This window comes from Nocardia sp. NPDC050408, from assembly GCF_044458905.1.
GTDB lineage: Bacteria > Actinomycetota > Actinomycetes > Mycobacteriales > Mycobacteriaceae > Nocardia.
On the sequence record NZ_JBITIL010000008.1, the window covers coordinates 237,393 to 256,708 of the forward strand.

At 64.6% G+C, this 19,316-nt stretch carries 19 protein-coding genes and 1 tRNA gene; 4 read left to right on the forward strand and 16 right to left on the reverse strand.

Annotated features, from left to right (window positions below; genetic code table 11):
* Nucleotides 1–70: 70 nt before the first annotated feature.
* The 14 genes from ACIBJI_RS24620 to ACIBJI_RS24685 all read right to left on the reverse strand — a co-directional run bounded on the left by ACIBJI_RS24620 (nt 71) and on the right by ACIBJI_RS24685 (nt 13,361).
* On the reverse strand, nt 71–877 hold the full coding sequence (locus ACIBJI_RS24620) for a hypothetical protein (protein ID WP_397086082.1): 807 nt from the start codon (nt 875–877) through the stop codon (nt 71–73).
* A gap of 15 nt (nt 878–892) precedes the next feature.
* Nucleotides 893–1,537, reverse strand: a complete 645-nt coding sequence (locus ACIBJI_RS24625; protein WP_397086085.1) for a hypothetical protein — start codon at nt 1,535–1,537, stop codon at nt 893–895.
* Nucleotides 1,538–1,555: 18 nt separating this feature from the next.
* A complete protein-coding gene (locus ACIBJI_RS24630; protein ID WP_397086087.1) occupies nt 1,556–1,789 on the reverse strand; it encodes a hypothetical protein in 234 nt (77 codons plus the stop codon).
* Entirely contained in the window at nt 1,786–2,694 is a 909-nt protein-coding gene (locus ACIBJI_RS24635) for an alpha/beta fold hydrolase (protein WP_397086089.1), read from the reverse strand. Before ACIBJI_RS24635 ends, ACIBJI_RS24630 begins: the two co-directional genes overlap by 4 nt.
* Before the next feature lie 125 nt (nt 2,695–2,819).
* A complete protein-coding gene (locus tag ACIBJI_RS24640; protein ID WP_397086091.1) occupies nt 2,820–3,116 on the reverse strand; it encodes a hypothetical protein in 297 nt (98 codons plus the stop codon).
* Nucleotides 3,113–3,481 carry a hypothetical protein gene (locus ACIBJI_RS24645; protein WP_397086094.1) on the reverse strand — a complete coding sequence of 123 codons (369 nt, stop codon included), beginning with the start codon at nt 3,479–3,481 and terminating at the stop codon, nt 3,113–3,115. The genes ACIBJI_RS24640 and ACIBJI_RS24645 overlap by 4 nt, the downstream gene beginning before the upstream one ends.
* Before the next feature lie 296 nt (nt 3,482–3,777).
* Entirely contained in the window at nt 3,778–4,509 is a 732-nt protein-coding gene (locus ACIBJI_RS24650; RefSeq protein ID WP_397086096.1) for a hypothetical protein, read from the reverse strand.
* A gap of 130 nt (nt 4,510–4,639) precedes the next feature.
* A complete protein-coding gene (locus tag ACIBJI_RS24655; RefSeq protein ID WP_397086098.1) occupies nt 4,640–6,211 on the reverse strand; it encodes a cutinase family protein in 1,572 nt (523 codons plus the stop codon).
* 294 nt (nt 6,212–6,505) lie between these two features.
* Nucleotides 6,506–7,657, reverse strand: coding sequence for a lipase family protein (locus ACIBJI_RS24660; protein WP_397086100.1), 1,152 nt, complete (start codon nt 7,655–7,657; stop codon nt 6,506–6,508).
* Complete coding sequence (locus ACIBJI_RS24665) at nt 7,657–8,895, reverse strand: cutinase family protein (protein ID WP_397086102.1); 1,239 nt, start codon at nt 8,893–8,895, stop codon at nt 7,657–7,659. The genes ACIBJI_RS24660 and ACIBJI_RS24665 overlap by 1 nt, the downstream gene beginning before the upstream one ends.
* The gene (locus ACIBJI_RS24670) at nt 8,892–9,467 is read right to left on the reverse strand and encodes a hypothetical protein (RefSeq protein WP_397086104.1); all 576 of its coding nucleotides are present in this window, start codon (nt 9,465–9,467) and stop codon (nt 8,892–8,894) included. The genes ACIBJI_RS24665 and ACIBJI_RS24670 overlap by 4 nt, the downstream gene beginning before the upstream one ends.
* Nucleotides 9,468–10,538: 1,071 nt before the next feature.
* Complete coding sequence (locus ACIBJI_RS24675; RefSeq protein ID WP_397086106.1) at nt 10,539–10,883, reverse strand: hypothetical protein; 345 nt, start codon at nt 10,881–10,883, stop codon at nt 10,539–10,541.
* A gap of 114 nt (nt 10,884–10,997) precedes the next feature.
* On the reverse strand, nt 10,998–12,362 hold the full coding sequence (locus ACIBJI_RS24680; RefSeq protein WP_397086108.1) for a cytochrome P450: 1,365 nt from the start codon (nt 12,360–12,362) through the stop codon (nt 10,998–11,000).
* 189 nt (nt 12,363–12,551) lie between these two features.
* The gene (locus tag ACIBJI_RS24685; protein ID WP_397086110.1) at nt 12,552–13,361 is read right to left on the reverse strand and encodes a helix-turn-helix domain-containing protein; all 810 of its coding nucleotides are present in this window, start codon (nt 13,359–13,361) and stop codon (nt 12,552–12,554) included.
* A 764-nt stretch (nt 13,362–14,125) separates the two neighbouring features.
* Between ACIBJI_RS24685 and ACIBJI_RS24690 the strand changes: the two genes are divergently transcribed.
* From ACIBJI_RS24690 to ACIBJI_RS24705, 4 genes are all read left to right on the forward strand, one after another.
* Nucleotides 14,126–14,875, forward strand: a complete 750-nt coding sequence (locus ACIBJI_RS24690; protein WP_397086112.1) for a helix-turn-helix domain-containing protein — start codon at nt 14,126–14,128, stop codon at nt 14,873–14,875.
* A gap of 542 nt (nt 14,876–15,417) precedes the next feature.
* A complete protein-coding gene (locus ACIBJI_RS24695; protein ID WP_397086114.1) occupies nt 15,418–15,855 on the forward strand; it encodes a helix-turn-helix domain-containing protein in 438 nt (145 codons plus the stop codon).
* Nucleotides 15,856–16,276: 421 nt separating this feature from the next.
* Nucleotides 16,277–16,579: a hypothetical protein gene (locus ACIBJI_RS24700; RefSeq protein ID WP_397086116.1), complete on the forward strand. Its 303-nt coding sequence runs from the start codon at nt 16,277–16,279 to the stop codon at nt 16,577–16,579.
* Between the two features lie 273 nt (nt 16,580–16,852).
* The gene (locus ACIBJI_RS24705; RefSeq protein ID WP_397086118.1) at nt 16,853–18,214 is read left to right on the forward strand and encodes a site-specific integrase; all 1,362 of its coding nucleotides are present in this window, start codon (nt 16,853–16,855) and stop codon (nt 18,212–18,214) included.
* A 110-nt stretch (nt 18,215–18,324) separates the two neighbouring features.
* On the opposite strand, the gene ACIBJI_RS24710 is transcribed toward ACIBJI_RS24705, so the two are convergent.
* Nucleotides 18,325–18,398 (reverse strand) — tRNA-Pro (locus ACIBJI_RS24710).
* A 93-nt stretch (nt 18,399–18,491) separates the two neighbouring features.
* Nucleotides 18,492–19,244, reverse strand: a complete 753-nt coding sequence (locus ACIBJI_RS24715; RefSeq protein WP_396960558.1) for an acyl-[acyl-carrier-protein] thioesterase — start codon at nt 19,242–19,244, stop codon at nt 18,492–18,494.
* Between the last annotated feature and the right edge of the window lie 72 nt (nt 19,245–19,316).

A 19,316-nucleotide genomic window follows, 5' to 3' on the forward strand; every position in this document is an offset into this window, starting at 1 on the left:
CCCGGTAGCTGCAGCTGAACACGCCAGACGTTTCTGCTGTTCAATGGAGCGCCCATGTAGGTCGTGGCGTTCATCGCATCGCCTTCCAGGACCCGAAATCGGCGAGCGATGCGGTGAGAACACCGGGTGCCCATAGTGTTTCGATGTCATCGGGGACGCGAACACGCCAGTCACCGTCGGTCCAGGTCATCGGCCACGTCGAGTAGGCGGCTCCGCCGATGGCTTTGACTGCAATCTGAACGACCGCGAAATCCGGCCGATATCCGGGCAGGATCCGGAATCCCTCCGGGACAACGACGTAGCCGGACGCGTCGGGCGTGCTTTTGCGGGACCGCGCGAACCGGTCGACCATTGCTTGGCCGCCACCGAAAAAGCGCTCGGTAACCACCTGCTGCCACACACCATCGGGCGCGGCCAGTGCTCGGGCGAGTGCGTCGTAGGCGGCCAGTCCGGCGCCTTGGGGTGTGTTGGCGAATCCGGAGGCCACACCGGCGGTGATTGTGGTCGGGCCGTCGCTGCCGGAGAACGGCAGTGCTGCACCGCCCCATCCGCGTTGCCACTGTATTCGCGCTGGCGGCGTGGTCAGATAGTCGAGGCGACCGGGGTCTGGTCGTGTCGTCGGGTCTTGTTCCAGTGCAACGCCTTCGTCGCGATCAGGTACCTCGAGGCGGTTGCCGAACATGTCGATCGTCGGTGGACGCGACGCCCAGGCAGGAGCCGGCGTGGTCTGCTCCGGCGATGTAGGCTCAAGTGGGCTGTCGCTGGGCTGCGGCGGGTTGGGGGTGTTGTCGGTGCCGGTGACGGCCAGCACGAAGGCTGCTGCGACGACGGCGGCGATGCCGACGAGCAGGATGATCAGCAGGCGACGAGATGCCATGACACGCTTCCCTTCTCAATGCCCTGCTAGGGCGACCATGTCGACTGGTGTGGTGTCCACCGCAGTCACTGTGGGAGTGGTTGGTCGGTCTGGGATGAGCAGGCGCCAGTCGCTGGACTGCCACAGCACAGTCGCGGTGTTGCGGGTCAGCGAGGAATCCGACTGCCGCGTATAGATCGCGATATCCGCCGCATCTCTGGTATAGCGGGTGATGTTGTAGCCCAGGATTTTCGGTGCACCGTTGGTGATCACGCTGGTGATCGAGATCTGCGCGCGGGTGACCGCCCAGGCGTCGCGGCCGGGCCCGGGTGCGAGCATCTGCTGTCCGACCAGCGGCCATTGGCTGTCGGTAGCGACCGACATGCGCACGGTCGCGTGGATCGCGGCAAGTCCGGCACCGACCGGTGCCTGGTCGAAACCTGTTGCGACCGAGCCGTTCACAGCTTTCGGGCCTTGGTCACCGACCGGCAATTCCACGCCTTGGAATGGCGTCCATCGCAGCCCGGTCGGGGGTGAGTGCACATCGGCCTGCGGTTGCTCGCCGGGCGCGGATGTCTCGGTGCGGTCGTTGCCGCACCCGGTCAACACCGCCGCCCCGAGCGCCACGGCCGAAGCCAGCACAAGCACTGTGGTGGCCTTATCTCCGTTCGGAGCGTGCATGGCGTCCTCCAATCCAGTTCAGTTGGTCGGGACGATCGCGACGGCGAGGCCGCTGGCGCAGCCGAGCAGGGTGGCGCCGAGCAGAGTGCCGACGAGGCCTTCGACGCTTTCCTCGCGATAGATCCGGACGGCGAGCAGCCCTGCCAGCCAGATGGCGCGTCCGATGCACAGCAGCAGCACGATCCAGGCCAGGTACCCGAGCAGTTGAGTGATCGGGATGATCACTTCCTTGGGGAGTTGTTTGGCGCTCATGGCCGCGCCCCTCGCGCCGGGGCCCCGGAGTTCTCGTCTCGGTAGGCGACTTCTAGTGCCTGCAAGATCGCCGCGCCCGCGGTCTGGGGGTCGGTGTGGGGCAGGGAATGTCCTGCACCGGGAACGATTTCGTAGTCGGCCCAGATCGCATCGGCCAGCCGCAGTGATTGCGTGGGCGGCACGACCCGGTCGCGCTCGGCGGATAGGACGAACGACGGGATCGAACGCATGGCGGCCGCTGTCGCCGGTTCGAGAAAGTGCGCGCTGCAACTGTGCAGGAGGTCGGCCAATACCCGTGGGTCACCCCGGCGCTGCCCGGCGATCAGTGGCGCCTTGGACCCCAGTTGCTCACTCAGGCGGCGGAACCGGCGTTCCAGCAGGGCATACCCGGCGGCGGCGATACCGTCGAACCGACTGTGCCGCAGTCGCCGCATCCGCGCCGCAATTCGCAGGAAATGCTTTGGCAGAGAGGGGAATTCCGGGAACTCGCAGGAACCGTTGAACAGCACCAGCCCCGACAGCGCGCAGGCACGTTCTGGGTAGTGCTTCACGTAGGCGTGGGTCACCAGGCTGCCCGCCGAATGCGCCGCCAGGATCACCGCACCGGTGGCATGAGCCAAGACGATATCCAGGTCGTCGGCCAGGTGGCGAAGCGTCGTGCCCGTGGATCGAGTGGGCCATGCGGAGCCGCCGTGTCCGCGCTGGTCGTAGGTGATCTGGCCGATCGCACCGCCGAGTTGGTGATGCAGATGCTGCGTCAACGGCGTCCAGTAGCTGGCGTCGGTGAGCAGACCATGGACATAGACGATCGTGGCCGCTGTGTCGGAGCGCCCGAGCCTGCTGGCTGACAGTTCTATGCCGTCGGTGGTGGCAACAGTCAGCGGGCACGGTTGGGGAGAGGTCATCACGTGAAGTCCTTGCAGTTTTGCGGAGCGGAATCCGGCCCTTGTTCGAACACGATGGGCATGGCCCCACCGCAGGCACAGGGGCGTGGAAGCCTGTGGAGGAAATGGGATTTGGCGCATAGCGCTCACCCTGTGCCGGTGACGACGGCTTGCATGATCAGTCCGGCGCTGGTCGAGATGACGCCGCCGACCAATGCGCCCAGGACGATCTTGGGTGATTCCAGGCTGCCCCCGTGGAATCGTTCCCACCCGAACTTGCCGCCCGCGTAGATCAGTGCGGCGATCCCGGCGAGCATCACCAGCCAGGACAGGTAATTGACTACGTTGATCAACTTCTCCGAGCCCGGAGGTGGTTTCGGAGTGATGTTGACCTGCTGGGCGAGCACATCGACCGCAGCGGTGATCAGGTCCGTGCTGGTCATGGTTCGGTTCCCGAATCAGGTTGAGCCACAGCCGGTTTCCTCAGCACGGCGAGGTTGGTGATGATCGCGGTTGCCGTGCGGTGGACATCGCTGGGGACCGTCTGGGTGATGGCTGCACGTCGTCGGGGCGGGGGGTCGAAAGGCAGATACTCGGCCAGCTCGCTGAGCTCGCAGGCCACGAGATCGTCGTGCCAGCCGATCGCATACACGTGCTCGATCAACTCGGCGACAACATCGCGGTAGCGGCGCACCGACGCGGGCACCCGGCCCGGCCGCACCGCCGTCAGCACCAGCCCGAGCACCACAACACCATCCGGGGCAAGCCCGGAGTGCCATTCCCGCAGCCGCTCGGCCGCTGCAGTCAACCCCGGCAAGCACAAACGGGCCGCGATTACGACACGTTGGGTCGTGCGGTTCGACGCTGGCCACGCCAGTCCGGTGTCAGCGGCGGGTGCCCACCACCGTGCCAGGGTGGAAGTGGCTGCTCCGCCGTGTGCACCGAGCACCGCGAACAACGGCGGGTGTGGGCCGGTGACCGATAGCGGGGCGGAGCGAATGGGAGCGCGTCGCTTTGGTGGCGGTGGGTCGATCGTGCCCGGACCGAATCGGCTGTCTGGATCGCGGTGGGCGCTCAGATGGAAATGGAGGGCTGTAGTGACCATCACGTGCCCTGCTTCTGGATGTTGATGATGGCCGCCACGGCATCGGTGATACGGACGTTGATCACCTGGAGGTAGTCGATGCGCTGGTTGTCCGGGTGTAGTTCCACCAGGTGCACCGTCGCGGTTGTGTCCGCGATCGGGGTGATCGCGACGCAGTGGCGGGTGTCTTTCGGGATCGAGGCGATACCGGCGGCCAGCGCCTCGGGCAAGATCCCTGCTTCCGGTGCGACGAACCGCAGTGCGGCCTCAGCGTCGCCCTGGTAGTAGGCGTATTCGAATCCAGCGATCGCCCGTGTCATTGGGTCGGCACCCTCGGCGGTGGCTGTCACCACGGGTGCGGTCAAGCCCTGGCACGCAGGGCGGGTCGGCGGTATGGACGGTGGCGGCGCGGCGGTCATGGTCGGTGCCGCGGTCGGTGGCTGTTCCTCTCTGGCCACGAAGCCCCCGGCGATGACCAGGCTCGTGGCCGAGAGGGCCACTGCGCCGAGGGCAGCCCATGCCTTTGATGGGAGTCCGCGCCATCGGCCGGGTTCGGCTTCAGCGTCGGGCCCGAGGGTGCCGCCGTGCGGAGGTGGTGGGTTGTTCAGCCAGTCCCACTCGTCGTTGCCGTACTGATCGGAAGGTGCTGCGCGCAAACCGATTTTGGGCAATTCGACTGCGGTGTTGTCGTCGAGCCATCCCCACCCGTGCGCGTCGTCGCTGCGGATGTCGGTGCCGGACTCGGTTGCCATGTGGGGTTTTCACCTCCTGGGTACTCGTGTCGGAGTGAGCGGGGCCCTTCGGGGGAAGTCGCCGGGGATTGATTCACGGATCAGCTCAGAAGGAGAAGGTGCGAGCTGATCGCGTCTTCCCCCGAAGGGGTCATGGGGCGGGCGTTGTGCCTGCCGGGCTTGTGGTCACCGTCGAACTGGCCGGTAGCGCAGTCGTTGTCGGCACGGCTGGTGTCATGGGAGGGGCGGTAGAAGTTGTCACAGCTGGGGTTGTGGCTGATGCCGGTGTCGCGGGCGCGGTGACGGCGGCGATGTCACGGGCAGCGGCGGCGAACCAGGCGGCCGCAGTCGCTATCGGCGATTGCCCAGTCAGGGTGGCCGCGGCGCTGGAGTAAGAACCGTGGCGCCCTGAAGTGTCGCTGTACTGGGTCGAGCTGGCGATGCCGTAGAGCTGGGTGTTGTCGGTGACGTTGGTGGTAATCGCATCGAAGGCTTGGTTGACCAGCCGGATCCCGGTCTGTGGTGGGACGAGTTCGACCACGGCGGCGGCGAGTTTGGTGCCGAGGGTGGCGATCGCGGCCACCGGGTCGGTCATGCCAACCGTTGCGAGTTCAGTGATCGTCGCCGGGGTGAACACTGTCTGTGCCACCGTGGTGACCGCGTTCAGCGCGATGGTGCCGATCCGCATCAGCGCGGCGAGGGCCTGGTCGGGGCCGGGCAGTGGCGTTGCGGGGTTCGAGGCTTCGGCCAGGCGCTGGCTGATCGACTTGCTCGGCTCATAGGACAACTGATCGAGGCTGTTGCCTTGGACGTCTTCGTTGACCACACCGACAGCGGTCTTGTACACCGTCGCGCCGAGGGCCTGGGCGATCGTGGAGACAGCGGCGACGGGGTCACGTAGATCCGATTGCGCGGCGATGTTGGCGACCGTCGTCGCCAACGGCCCTTCGGCGGGAGCCGCGCACGTGATGTCACCGGCAACACAGAAGTCAGCGACGCGTCCAGTCAAAGAGCCGAAACTCACTGATGTATCGGCGGTTCGAGCGATACCGGAGCCGCCGGGAGCAGTGTCGATTAAGGCGATCTTCGACACCTGGGTTCCCGTGGTGCCGGGCGCGGCGGCGGGTGTTGTGGCACCGGCGCGTCCCGGCAGCACGGCGGTGTCGGTGGCGCGAGCGGGGTTGGCCAGCAACGCGATGCCCGCAACCTGGTCCGCACCTATCTTGCCGGTGCCGGTGCCGACCCGTTGGGCGAACGCCACGACTGCCGCAGCACCTTGGGCATACCCAGCGACAGCGATCTTGGTGGCGGGGCAGCGGTGCACGATTTCGGCGGCAGTGTCCTCGAGCCGCGCCGACGCGGTCGCGACGGCCTGGTCGTAGGGTTCTTCGGAGCCCTGGCCGCGGCTGCCGTAGGGGATGTAGGCGCGCTGGGCCAAACCCTGTGCCGCGCTGAGCATCGGTGCGAACAGTTGTCCAAGCGCACCGGTGTCAGTGGTTGACGCAGCATCCGGTGAGCTCTCCTCAGGTCCTTGCACGCCGAGCGCATACAGCGCGGGACAAGTCGTATCGAGCGGGGCATCAGGACTCGGCGACTGCGCTGAGGCAGACCCCGTCGCGACGATGCTCGCGAGGACCGTCGATGCCGCGACGATCGCCGTCAGTGTGTGGCTCGGCATCGACGTACGTGTCGCCTGTTTGTCCCGAATTGTGCTGGTGCGCATGGTGTCTTCTCCTCTCAGTCCTGAGTTGCAGTGCGATGAGTCGCGTTCAAGCGGGCGGGTCGGCACGGTGGCGCACCGGTGTCGGCCGCTCCTGTGCACCGGACCGCTCTAGTGGGATCGTCGCGGCGCGGGTTCGTGCGGTCGCGCTGTCCCGTTTGCCGAGGTAGGAATGTTTTGCTGGTCGTTGTGTCGCAAACTGTTTGGCCTCGATCGGTGGGAGTGGTTGTTCTCCGGGCCTGCCCGCGCCGCTGGCAAGGGGTGCAACGAGCGCGGGCAGGGTTCCCGGAGGGGGTTTCAGGAATCCGGGGGCGTCGTTGCCGGTGATGTCGATGGCGTCGACCGGATGGACCTCGATGGGATGCGCTGCAGGTAGTCGGCCAGGTGTGCGATGGCCTCACCGGCTCCATCGGTGGCGGCTTGTAGGTGATCGACCGGGTATTCGCGCCAGTTCAGATCCACACCCAACCCGCGATAGTCGCTGAACAGTCGCCGCGCTGATTCGACGGGGATGAGGGTGTCGTGTGTGCCGTGATAGAGGTGAACCGGGATGTGGGGTGGTTGCTGTGCGCAGCGTTCCCGAGCCAGCACATATCGCCACATCGGGTCCTCCCACGGGTCAGCCCGCTCGCACCAGCGTCCCAACGGTTGCCGGTATCGCGCGAGTATCTGCGTCACGTTGAGGTTTTCGGCGTTGGCGACGGCGAGGTGGCCTTCGGTGGTGAGGAAGTGCAGCATCGGCAGGTGCGCATACGCGCGGGCCAACCCGACCAACCCGGCTAGCCCGAGGCCCGCGAATGGTCCGTCGTCGATCTCGGCGACCAATTCCCCCGGATCCGCGACCACCGCGCCGGCGGCGACACCGCGCAGGTCGAGATCGGGTGCGTATTCGTGCTGGATTTCCGCGGCCCATAAGGCGTTTCGGCCGCCGTCGGCGTATCCCCACAAAGCGATCGGCGTGGTGTCGTCGTTCAGGCCGGGTAGTCGCTGTGTGGCGCGGGTGAGGTCGAGGATGGTTTGCCCGGCGCAGCGTCCAGCCAGGAATGTATGTGGTCCGAGCCCTGTGATGCCGAGTCCGCGGCCGTCGGCGACCGCGACGGTCCAGCCGCGATCCAATGCGATCGCGATGTAGTCGGCTTCGGGTTCGGTCCCGTCGGCCAGCAGTTGCGAGGGTGCGCACCGGCCACCGAGCCCACGGAACACCGGACAGTATCCAAGAATGGGTCCTACACCCACATGGGTGGCGATGTCGGGGACGATAACGATGCCCGAAGCCGGGATCAGCTCGCCGTAGGAGTCGCTCGAGACGTAGACGATCTGCCAGGCGTGTGCGACCGAACGCAGTTGCGGGACAGTGACTTCCCGCATTCGCAGGAGCTCGCCGCGCGTGCTGCCGATCTCGATCGGTGTCGCGGTGTAGAACTCGTCGTCGGTGAGGGGCTCGGCCATCATCGGCTCCCGAGGTCGTGTGCGAGTGCGGTGAGCCACGCGGTGCCCGAGGTCAGTTGGCCGGTTGCGGCGTAGCCGTTGTGGCGGGCGACGGTGTCGGCGAAATGCAGCCAGACACCTGGGTTCGTTAAGGCGGCGTTGTCGGCGAGCAACTGCGCCCATGCGGCACTGAGTTGCCCGACCAGCTTCGGCAACAACCCCACTGGGTTGCCGGCGATGGTGGCGGTGATCTCGTTCCAGCGCGCAGCCGCCGCACCGGCATCTTCTGGCGTCGGCGCCGGAATGCGCGGGTCGGCAGCGTCGATCAATCGGGCTGACAGGAGTTGTTGTGGGGCGTAGTCGACATTGCCGCCGCCGACCTGGATGTCGTTGTTGATGACGATGGTCCAGGCGTCCCCGAGGGCCTGCGACAGCAGTGCGTTGATCGATGCGACTGCCGAGATCGGGTCTGCCAGGTTTGCTTGGGCGGCGATCTCTGCACCCAGGCGCAGCAGCGCCGCCTGATCCGGTGCCGAGCACGCCAGATCACCATCGACACAGACATCGGCGACGCGTCCTTCGAGCGCGCCGTAACCCACTCCGGTGCTCGCGATTCCGCTACCAGCGGCCGCAGCGCTGATTATCTGGACACTCGACACGGCCGCTCCGCTGGTACCCGGTGCCGGGTCCGGAACGGTTTGCCCCGGTCGACCGGGAAAGGTTGGACTGCCCTCGATGCGGACCGGATTGGAATACAGGGCGATCGCGGCGATCTTGTCCGCGGGCACCGAACCAACCCCTGCCCCTACCTCCTGGGCGAACTGCGCTAGCGCTTGTGCACCTTGGGAATAGGCGACACCGGCGATCAGCGTGCCAGGGCACTGCTCGATCACTTGCGCTGCGGCGGTGGCGAGTTGGTTGTGTGCGTCGGCCACCGACGCCGCGTATGGGTCTGGGCCACCACCGGGCACGATGCCACCAAATCCGGCGCCGTAGGCGATGTAGCTGTGTTGCACCAGTCCCGGCACCGCGGTGGTAACCGGCGCCAACATCGTGCCGAGCACGCCGGTGTCGGCCACCAGGTCCGCTGCCGGTGAGGACTGACCGGTCCCCTGAACACCGAGGACATACAAGGCGGGGCAGCCCGGTCCGATCGGCACCGCCTGGGCACCGCCCGCCGCGGTGGCGAGAGCGGATGCCGCCGATAGCGCCAGCAGGATCGTGGTGGCGCGGACGCGTCGAGTCATGGACGTTGTCACGGCTGACCCACTCCCACGCCCGCACCGAACCCGGCACCGATGGTGCCGGCAACCGCTGCTCCCACCGCGGCGACCGGGACTCCGGCGATCGCCGCTCCTACCGCAGCGCCGATCGCGGCACCGATCGCTGTTCCTGCGATACCGGAGGTGACGGTCCCGATTACCGGGACCTCGATCACCGTTCCCGCTGCGGCCCCGGCGATCCCGCCGATGGTGCCGCCGACGAGACCACCCACGACCGCGCCTACGGCCGCGCTGGGAGCACCCGCGATCGCGGCACCGGCTGCACCGCCCAGCAATGCACCCGCGGTGGTGGCGCCACTGACCCGGTCCGAGCGGCCGGGCGGGAGACCGATCGAATCCAACGCTTGCGCCACTTGGGCTTCGGCACCAGCGGCGGTGTCGTTGATACAGTCTCGGATCTCCGGTGGCAGCCAATCCGGTGACGGCGTTTCGAATTGCCCGATCCGGATCGTGTCCGCGGGTGGCTCGATCGGCGCGACCGGTGGCACCGGTTCGGGCAGATGCAACTCCCCCAGCTCAACCGGCGCGACTGGAGCGCGTGAGGGCACCGGCCGGCTGGGTGCTTCGTTACGTACCGCTGGTGGTTGCTCGTAATACGCAGGCGGTTGGGGTTCCTGCACGGGAGGACTGGGAGGCGGTGGTGCGGGTGCGGCGGTGCCTGGCTGTTCAGGACCGGTTACGCCCGGCTGATCCGCGATCGGATCGGCCGAGATGGCCGCTGACGCAACGCCGCTGCAAACCAAGACCACCACCACAGGGATCGCGCTCGCAAGCGCGATCCGTCTGCCACGCCCCACTCGAACAGAGTTGCCGTGAATCGAATGCGAATGGTTCGGACTGGGACTCTTGCGCGGCGCCGCGCGATTTGTTGTATTTCGGTATTTCGGCACGCCAAATAGCCCTTCTACACGAAGGCGAAATAGGGAAGTCGAAGAATGCGCTGAGCGCGGCCCTCCAGGGCCTCCCACCATGGTTTCCCCAGTAAGGAGGCCCTCTTCAGGGCAGAATTATCAGAGGAACGGCACGATCAGAGACAGCGCTTGAGCCGCGAGCGACAAACCGTTCGACAACACCGACAAGCCGATGTTCACCCACGATAGAACAACAAACGGATCCACGAATTTTCCCTTCGATGCGGTTTAGATTGCCTCCTTATCCAAACCGCGAAACCCATTCCGAATCCAGACCTTTTACCAACAAGATCATCCTATACAACAGCATTGCGCAATTCGCCGATCGATCTACCAGTGCAAACCCCGCCATTTAACAATGCTGTTGTCAAAGAGATTTCTCCCCACCGCGACCGAACACGGCCATTTTTGATCCCTCGCAGCACTCCCAGCCGCTCGGGAGACAACGTCTCCCGAGCGGCGAAGACGACATTGCCACTACCAGCCGGAAGTGATGGAAACGGATCGCACACCATCTCGGCAGCTCAGGATGACGTCGGGGCGAGTCCGCGTCTGCGGGGTCGTGTGGCCACGAGCGCGAGCACCGCGTCCGTGATGGTGTTGTTCGCCTCCGATCGTCTTGCGACATGTCGAGTCGTGAAGGACAGGGGCGGTTCAACTCCGTGCAGTTCTCACCCCCAGCGGTGTGCGCGTTCTTTCGTCAGCCGATCAGCTTGCAGGCAAACAGCTTCGTCGTAGGTGGCGATCACGGGCAGATGATCCGAGCCACACCAACGGATCCACGGCGGCAGCACCGGTTCCGCCGAACAGCGCCAGATCCAGTGGAGTTTCGATGACCCGGAATTCGGTCAGCGCGGTGGTGGTTTTCATCGCGTCCGGCCGCCGCTGCGATTGCCCCTTGAACCAGTGACCGACCGTTGGGACCAGGCTGTACCGGTCGCGGCCGCCGCGGCGGCATGCGCTTTCGGCAGCGGCGAAGACCTCACCGGCCCGACGGTCGGCGGTCCAGCAACGGTTACCTTCCTCGTCGTAGGTCCACGAGCATTGGTGCACCGAGTCACGGTCCGGCGGCGGCCGGTTCTCGTATGGATCTAGTTCGTAGTTTTTCCATCGCCGTGCCCCGTCGTCGTTGGTGTAGAACAGCTTTCGGCGAACAGGTGTCGTTGATCACTCGACGAGTGCGGGGACCTGTCTTGTGGTCACTCGCATCTGCACCCCGTCGGGTATCGGAATCTGCGTCATCGACATCGAGATCGGCCGCTGCGTAGGGGACGACAGTCGCCACCGACCGGTGATCGTTGCCAATGCGAGCGCGGCCTCGATCAACCCAAACTGCTCGCCGATGCATCGGCGAGCACCGAGACCGAACGGGATGAACGTCTTGCGGTGGTGATGCGGTGTGGTGTCAATCCAGCGGTCGGGACGGAACGCACTCGGGTCGTCATATATCCGTTCGCTGCGATGAATGACGTACGGGCTCACCGCGATCTTTGTCCCTGCCGGGAGCAGGATGTCGCCCAATTCGGTATCCGCCGTGACCTGTCGAGTCAGCACCCAGGTCGGCGGGTACAGCCGAAGGGTTTCGGTGATGATCCTGTTGGTGAGTGGGAGCGAGGGAAGGTCTGCGCGTGTCGCTGTGCGGCCGCCCAGAACCGAGTCGACCTCCTCGTGTAACTGCTGCTGCACGTCGCGATTGTGGTCGAGCAGATACAACGCCCAGGTGAGACAACCCGCGGTGGTCTCGGCGCCGCCCAAGAAGAATGTGAATACTTGGTCGATCAGCTCGGAGTCGGTGAACTGTGCGCCGTCCTGTGCATCGCGCGCTTCCAGCAATGCCGACAACAGATCGCCGCGGTCTTTTTGTTCGGCGCGTCGCTCTGCAATGACGGATGCGGCAAGTTGCCGTACGCGGCGCGCGGTGGCGTCGTAGCGTCGGTTGTCGGGGGTCGGTAGGCGATTAATGATAGAGGGCAATGCTGTCCGCCGGAACAATCCGTGAGCAATCGCGCTCAGATCTGTGGCGAATTGACGAATCTGACTGTCGGACAGTGATGTTGAGAAGATAGCCTCTGTCGCAACCCGGAATGTCATGGCCGACAGATCGACACCCAGGTCGATTACCTGACCGTCGCGCCATCCCCGCACTGTGGTCTCGATCGACCGGGTCATGCTCTCCACATACGACGGGAGCCGGTCCGAGCGGAACGCTGGCTGGCAAAGGCGACGCTGTCGACGATGCATATTGTGCGGGCAGCTGCCGAGTCCATCGCCAGCGACCTCTCGGGCCCGAGCATAGAAGGGTCCCCCTTTGTCGTAGACCTTGTCGTCCACGAAGACCTGCGATGTCAGGTCGGGATCGGAGACGAAAACGATAGTGTCTGTCCCGAGCCGGATTCGGCACATAGGACCGTGTTCCGGCAGTGCCGAGAGAAGTCCGAGGGGGTTTCGCATCAGCGCCACGCCATGTCCGATCAACGGCAGACCACCCGGAACGAGAGGGATGCGGTCGAGGTCGGACTTATCCACGTTCATAGGGGTCCCCCTTTATCAGCTGACTACTCCCCAGGAGAGCGCGGCACTGCATTCGCCAGCGAGCAGAACAATCATTCTGGATGCTATCAACATTCGGATGTTCAGAACATCCCAAATGGTGATGGGTGCGTGCGTGGGACGCGAGCGTCATGGGGGTGCTCGTGTCACCCACAGCCCGCTGATTACCGATCAGGAGAGCGGTGGACCAGCGTATGGCCGTCGGATCGCCTGTTGGAAGCGGACATCGCGGGTGTCAGGGAGTTCACCGACCTGAATGGAGACCGAGAATGGCTCTTTGGTTACCGGATCTAGCATGTGGCATAGATCGTCTGGCTCACGGCCGTAGGCGACCTGGATTCCGCCCTGCCAGCGCTCATTGAACTCGTCGCTCGCGCGGAGTCGTTCCAGCAAGTCGGCGGCTTGGGGTGAATCGCGGTAGCGACCGAGTCCCGCACGGACCAGTGCCATGAGCCCGGTCGCTTCGTAATCCCATTGCAGGGCAACATCTTTGGCAGGCGATCTGGCCGCGCCGGGACGGAAATGCCACAGTGCGACGTTGTGGCCTGCGGCTACGATATCGGGTTCCGCCTGGTAGAAGCTTTGGTTGCCCACAAGGACATTCCACAAGGGGTCGGTGAATACGCAAATGATCCCGACCTGGTCGAAGAACTTCAATGCGGCAAGGCGGTCCGGCGTGCTCACGCGTTCGCGCAGCTCTGCAATCGGCGTCAGCTCGAGGGGCGGCTCGGCTAGTTCCCGAGTGAAACGGGCTTGCATCTCGTCAAGCCGGTAGCCGACGATGAGTTGGTCCAGCACACCCCGAAGCGGGATAAGCCCTTCATTCTCAATCTGTTTGATGTAGGAGTCGCTGACGCCGGTACGCGCCTCGGCGGACTTTCGAGTGTGGTTCCGGTGCTCACGGACCTTACGTAACCAGTCACCGAGGTTGGGCATCTCGGCCTTGTCGGGTCTTTGGGCGCGGCCACGCCGCTGTGCCATGGCTCGTCTTGCAGGAGTCGAGCTCACGTTGTCGTCCTCCCCGTCTTGTCATCGCTATCAGAGACATCGCCTCGCCATGACAAGATGACGAGGAAACGTCACCGCAGACTCCCCCAAGCTGCTTCTGTCCTATCAGACCTAGATCAATCCGGCAAGCGCGTAAGGCCATCGTACGATTGCGAAAAGGTTGCTTCAGCGGTCGACACTTCAACTCCTCGAGCGGGTCCGCGATCGAGCAGAGTCTCACCGCCGCGCAGCCTGCGGCCATCATGCTCGGGCGCTCCATTGTTGCGCTATGGCGTGACCGTGTTCGCCTGAACCCATTTGGTGCCAATTCGCTGGAATGGTCACCACGGGTGGGCCTCGGCCGAAATGCGTCAAGCGGCAGCGGCCGCAGCCGCGGCCGAGAATCTCTGGATGGACAAGGCTATTGCCAAATACGTGGATCCGTGCTGGTCAGGATGGTCAGGCGTATGGCCAAAGAATTTGACTGGCAAAAACGTTGTCCCTTGAAAGGGTAGCGCCGCAACCATTTCCGAGGTTTTGATGGCGTAAGTGCGACCGTCGACCTCGGCGCGTACCGCGGCGCGTGCGGCGCGGTCCGCGAGGGTTCGTCTCGGATAACTCTTCGCAATATTCGATCGCAGTCTCACAGCGGAAGACACCAAAAGGGAGGGAACGTCTAAATGGACAGTCAGAATCAAGGACGTGGCCCGGACCGCCGCCTACGCCGACGGCGCAGGCCTCGGTCGCAGGTGGCACAGATGCCGGACTTCTTCGAATGGATATGGGAGCTGCGAACGCGCCAAGATCTGAGCCGGGACAAAGCCGCTCCGCTCATCGGCATCAGCGCCTCCTACCTCACACAGATCGAAACCAAGCGCTACCCACCCGAACGCGAAGTCGTCGACGGACTCATCATCGGCTACGAACTCAACGACATGCAGGCCCGCCACCTGTACGAACTCTGGGAACCCCCAGTCGATCTCGCACCACTGGACGAACTCCGAGCCCGCCTCATCACGTCCGGGCAGCTCGAGCTCCTCGACTACCACGAACACAACGACGTCTTGGCCGTCTACATCGACTACACCTGGCACGTCCTGGCCGCCAACCCGTCGGCAGTGCGCGCCTTTCCCGGCCTCAACGCTGCCGGAGGCAGCATCCTGAGCTGGTATTTTCATCCCGCCGCCCGCGATGTCATCGTCGACTGGGAACGGGGAGCACCGCATATCGTCGCCACCACCAAGGCCGTCCTCGGCCGACACCGCAACTCCCCCAGAGCATTACAACTACTCGAACAGCTCCGAAAGAGCAGCGAGTTCAATCAGCTCTGGCGCGACAACATCGACATCGCCTACGGCCGCGCACCCACCGACCTGTTCCACTGGCGAGATCCCACCACCGGTGAACCGTTCTCACTCGCCGTCCAGACCAGCGACCATTTCGGCACCCAGGACATCTTCCTGTCCTGCGGCTTCCGCCGGCCCTACTCCGGACCACCGATCCAGTAGATCCAGAAATCGTTGGGGCACAGAGACTTAAAAGTCCACCATGCCGAGTTCCTGCCCCGACGAACCCTGTCAGAGCACAGTGCAGGCGGCCGACCGGACCGCCTGCACCTCTGCGCCGTCAACCGACACACAGGGACGTCTTCGGCCCTATACACCGTGCGGCATGTCACACAGACATGCCGACATGCGCCGCCGACACCATACAAACCGGCACACCGAACGAGCCCTGCCGCTGTGTTCCCGTGAACCTGATCAGGTCCCCGTTCCAGCGACCATCCCGCCCACGAGCGGCAACCTGAAATCAACCGTGCAGCAACAGAACCGGAACATACGGAATTGGGACTGGCGAATTCGTCTCGAATCCGCTTCTATTGGTTACGGGGATGATTCACGGATCGGCTGGTGAATCGAGGTCGTTAAATGGCGACAGCCACAATCAGCGACAGCGCCGCTTGTCGAGCATCACAGCGCAACAGCACTGAATGCCGCGCGCAGCATAGGAGTCCTGTTCGCTGGCAACGTGACCGAGTCGCACGCAGCCGATGAGCGAAAACGAACCGATCGTGTCACCGGACCACACGGCGAACTCCGACCCGCACGAACCCACCTACCCGGTAGCAGTTGGTGCGCACGCACTGCGCACGTCCGATCAATTGGCCGGTGACACGCAATATGAAGGCATGAAGGCAAGTGCTGCGGACACGCTGGAGCGTCTGCTTAACGAGCCGACGGTCTCGGTGCCCGACGCGGCCCGTCTCCTCGGTGTCGGCAGGTCTACCGTCTACACGGCGGTGAAATCAGGTGAGGTGCCGTCCATCCGGGTCGGCAACCGAGTACGGATCCCGTCGAGATGGGTACGCCAGGTACTCCAATTGCAGGCCGATCCAGGAGACAACGACACCCTGGAGGACGCCAGCGCTGCCCGCCGCATTCACAAGCCCCCGTCATCCCCCACGGATGGCCCTTCACCTCCGAGGTAGCGGCAACACCTCGGCGACCCGCCAACTGGTGTCCGCCGACTTAACGCCGACGCCGTGACCACAGATCAAGCAGTCAAAGCAGCCCAACCACAATAGCTTCTCACGAGGTGCAACTGAGTGACGTTCAGGCAGGCACGACGGTTCTTCCGAGCAAACCAAGTCCCTGGCGAACCTAACGCTGTGGCCGCAGGCCATCGAACAGGCGACGGCGCTCGACAGCAACTCCCGCGCCCACGCCCTCAAGCACTCGCGCGCCAATCATTCCCGCCCACGCCGTCTCTGACTGTACCGAGCGAGAACAACGGCGGAGGGCAGACCTTCGTGTAGCTGCGATCGACCGACGACCCGACCGTGGCCTTTCGCCGCCGCCGACACCACGCGAAAAGGCGAATTGGCAACGTACACACGGCGGTACACCCATATGACCGAAGGGATCCCACCCGAGAAGGAAGCACGTCGCGCCGAACCGATCGACAAACGCACCGCCAAGAACGGCACCGTGCCCTACACATTCCCGATCGACGTCGGCACCAAATCAAACGGAAAGCAAGACCGCCAGCGGTTCACCCACAACACTCTGACCGAGGCGCGGCATGAGTACCGCCGGATCACTTCAGAAATCGCGGCGCGCAAGTACGTGCGCCTGACGGACCTTACCGTCGACGAGGCGCGCAACGAGTGGATCGCCTCGCGCCGGACCGTCGATGATACGCCAGCTCGGTAGCAAATCCACCTCACATGCGAGGCCGAGGGCGTATCCGAGCGAACGGTTACGACGATGCTGGCTGGCGGCTGCACTCGACGACGCCGTGTGGTTGGGGGCTCGTTATCCGAAATGTCGCCCGCACGGCGGATCACCGTTGCTGCCAGGAGGGTGCCGGTGTTGCCGTGACAGAGTCGCTGCTTCCGGCACCGCGTTTGCCCCGCATCGCCTCACGTGCTGCTTCTCCTGTCGCTCCAACCAGCCCGGAAAAGAAAGCGAGACAAGGAGTTCGAAATGTCAAGATCAGCCAAGGTGCGGCGTGCCGAGCCAATAGACACCCGCACGGCCAAGAACGGCAGCAAGACATATCACTTCATGGTCGATGTGGGCACCAAGCCGGACGGTACCCGTGACCGCCAGCGGTTCACTTATCGCACGCTGGCCGAGGCGCGACGCGAATACCGCCGAATCACAACGGAAGTCGCCGAAGGCCGCTACGTGCGGCGCCTGGAGATCACCCTGAACCAGGCATGCGACGAATGGCTCGCCGGTCGGCGCGGAATCCGACGAATCACACTGCAGGGTTACCGGAATGATCTGAAGCCGGTACGGCGGCGATTGGGCGGCAAGAAACTCGCGGAACTCACCAAGGCCGACGGTGACGCGCTGGTGGAATGGATGCTCGCCGAAGGGCGCATGAGCCCTCGGCACTACCGCCCCGACAGCCTCATGTCCCAGGTCGCCGAGTTCGTCGCACAGTACCCAGAGGGTGTTTCGTCCGCGAAGATCAAGGCGCAGTTCCCCGACAAGGATGTCCACACCTGCTTATCTGGTCTCATCCGGTCCGGTCGGGTGAAGCGACCCTGGCGGGCGGTCTACGTCGCCGCGCAACCCGCGCAGCTCGCCCCGGAAGAGCGCGGAGTCAAACCGGTCACGGTCCGCTCGACACTGACCACCTTCGGCATGGTCGTACAGTCTTACGTCGACCAGGGCACGCTGCCGCGCAACGTGATTGCGCTCGTAGAACGACCGGCGGACGCCATCACCGAGGACGACGACGATAAGGCAAAGTCGTGGGCGGTGGCGGAGGTCGAGACCTTCCGGGAGTCTGTGCGCGCCGAACGGCTCTATGCCTGCTGGCTGCTGTCCTGCTACGGAATGCGTCGCAGTGAGGTACTCGGCGCGCGGTGGACACGGTTCGATGAGTCCGAACTCCGGGTGCGCCGAGGGCGCGTGGCGATCGGCAAAGAGACCGAGGAGAACTTGCCCAAGTCCAGGCGCAGCCGTCGGGACCTTCCCCCGCCGCGAGATGTTGTAGAGGCGTTGCGGGCACTCAAGACCCGGCAGATGGCAGAGTGCCAGGCACTCGGTATCCCGTGGTCGGACGATCGGCTGATCGCGGTGCACGAGGACGGCACGCCGGTCCGGCCCGAGTGGTACAGCGACGAGTTCCAGCGGAAACGGGAGCGCGCCGGGCTACGCCGCATTCCGTTGAAGGGGCTTCGTAACACCTCGGTGTCGCTCATGCTGGCCCGCGGTATCCCGCCACACATCGTTGCGGCCTGGCATGGCCACGACCCCGCGGTCGCTCTATCGATCTACAGCGACGTGCAGCCCGAAGATTTGCGTGCGGCCGGAGCCGCGCTCTTCGAATAAGCCGAGTGCTCTCCATGCGTTGGCACACTGCTGGCACATTCAGAGTGCCGAACACTCGCCCGGATACGAGAAAATCCCTTCCGATGCTGGTCGGAAGGGATTTTTGTCTGTCGGGCTGACAGGATTTGAACCTGCGACCACCTGACCCCCAGTCAGGTGCGCTACCAAGCTGCGCCACAGCCCGTTGCGCCTGGTGTTCGGGCGCTCGGAAAGATTACCTCAGGGGACGGTCAGACGCCGAATCGCCTGGTTATCGGTGGGGCGGGTGGGGCGGGAGTCAGCGTGGGGTGACGCGGGCGGCGGCTCGGGGGTCGTCGGCTACGGCGAACCAGGCGTCTAGTGTGCTGCCGGTGCGGCGGCCGACTACGCGGACCTGCTCGCCTGCTGTCAACGGTTTGCTGTATTCGATGACGGTGCGGTGGGGGCCGGAGGTGAGGTCGGTGTGGGTGGCGAGGAGTTCTTCCAGGGCGCTGAGGTAGATGGCGTTGTTGACGTGATCGAGCCAGTCGAAATCGGCGACGCGCAGGGGGAAGGGCACTTCTTCGATGTCGGGCCCGGTGGGTAGCGGGTCGGTGAGTGCGGCATTCCAGCGCAGGCGGTGTTCGGTGGTGCTGGCCAACATGGGCGCCATGAAGCGGTCGCTCATGCGGGCGGGGACACCGGATTCGGTGCCGAAATGAATGAGGAATCCTTCGGTTTCGACCAGACCGCCCTTGCTGCCGCAGATTTGCACGCGCATATTGCACCAGCGGTTGGATAGGGCCGAACACCAGCGGCGCAGGGTGACGTGCTCACCGAACTCGATTGGCTCGAGGACGTCGATGACGGTGCGGCGGACGACCCAGCCGCGGTGGATGTCGCCGTCTTGGACGGCGTCGAGGTGTTCGAAGCCGATGTCCTGCAGGTAGCGGGCGATGGCGTCGAGGCGCAGACGCTGGTCCCGGTCGGTATCGGCCAGGCGGACCGGCCAGCCGGTTTCGAACGGGGTTCCAACGGTAGGGCGTTCCGGCAGCACGCTGGGAATGACCATGCACGGATAATGCCAGGTACCGCCGCTTCGGCCGCACCCCGACCCGCTTGGCGTGTCAACGGTGTCGAAGTG

What these genes read in the sequence shown, in the direction of transcription:
- ACIBJI_RS24620 (WP_397086082.1), bottom strand. Translation starts at nt 877, where the DNA reads ATGGCATCTCGTCGCCTGCTGATCATCCTGCTCGTCGGCATCGCCGCC.
- ACIBJI_RS24625 (WP_397086085.1), bottom strand. Translation starts at nt 1,537, where the DNA reads ATGCACGCTCCGAACGGAGATAAGGCCACCACAGTGCTTGTGCTGGCT.
- ACIBJI_RS24630 (WP_397086087.1), bottom strand. Translation starts at nt 1,789, where the DNA reads ATGAGCGCCAAACAACTCCCCAAGGAAGTGATCATCCCGATCACTCAA.
- ACIBJI_RS24635 (WP_397086089.1), bottom strand. Translation starts at nt 2,694, where the DNA reads ATGACCTCTCCCCAACCGTGCCCGCTGACTGTTGCCACCACCGACGGC.
- ACIBJI_RS24640 (WP_397086091.1), bottom strand. Translation starts at nt 3,116, where the DNA reads ATGACCAGCACGGACCTGATCACCGCTGCGGTCGATGTGCTCGCCCAG.
- ACIBJI_RS24650 (WP_397086096.1), bottom strand. Translation starts at nt 4,509, where the DNA reads ATGGCAACCGAGTCCGGCACCGACATCCGCAGCGACGACGCGCACGGG.
- ACIBJI_RS24655 (WP_397086098.1), bottom strand. Translation starts at nt 6,211, where the DNA reads ATGCGCACCAGCACAATTCGGGACAAACAGGCGACACGTACGTCGATG.
- ACIBJI_RS24660 (WP_397086100.1), bottom strand. Translation starts at nt 7,657, where the DNA reads ATGGCCGAGCCCCTCACCGACGACGAGTTCTACACCGCGACACCGATC.
- ACIBJI_RS24680 (WP_397086108.1), bottom strand. Translation starts at nt 12,362, where the DNA reads ATGAACGTGGATAAGTCCGACCTCGACCGCATCCCTCTCGTTCCGGGT.
- ACIBJI_RS24685 (WP_397086110.1), bottom strand. Translation starts at nt 13,361, where the DNA reads ATGGCACAGCGGCGTGGCCGCGCCCAAAGACCCGACAAGGCCGAGATG.
- ACIBJI_RS24690 (WP_397086112.1), top strand. Translation starts at nt 14,126, where the DNA reads ATGCCGGACTTCTTCGAATGGATATGGGAGCTGCGAACGCGCCAAGAT.
- ACIBJI_RS24695 (WP_397086114.1), top strand. Translation starts at nt 15,418, where the DNA reads ATGAGCGAAAACGAACCGATCGTGTCACCGGACCACACGGCGAACTCC.
- ACIBJI_RS24700 (WP_397086116.1), top strand. Translation starts at nt 16,277, where the DNA reads ATGACCGAAGGGATCCCACCCGAGAAGGAAGCACGTCGCGCCGAACCG.
- ACIBJI_RS24705 (WP_397086118.1), top strand. Translation starts at nt 16,853, where the DNA reads ATGTCAAGATCAGCCAAGGTGCGGCGTGCCGAGCCAATAGACACCCGC.
- ACIBJI_RS24715 (WP_396960558.1), bottom strand. Translation starts at nt 19,244, where the DNA reads ATGGTCATTCCCAGCGTGCTGCCGGAACGCCCTACCGTTGGAACCCCG.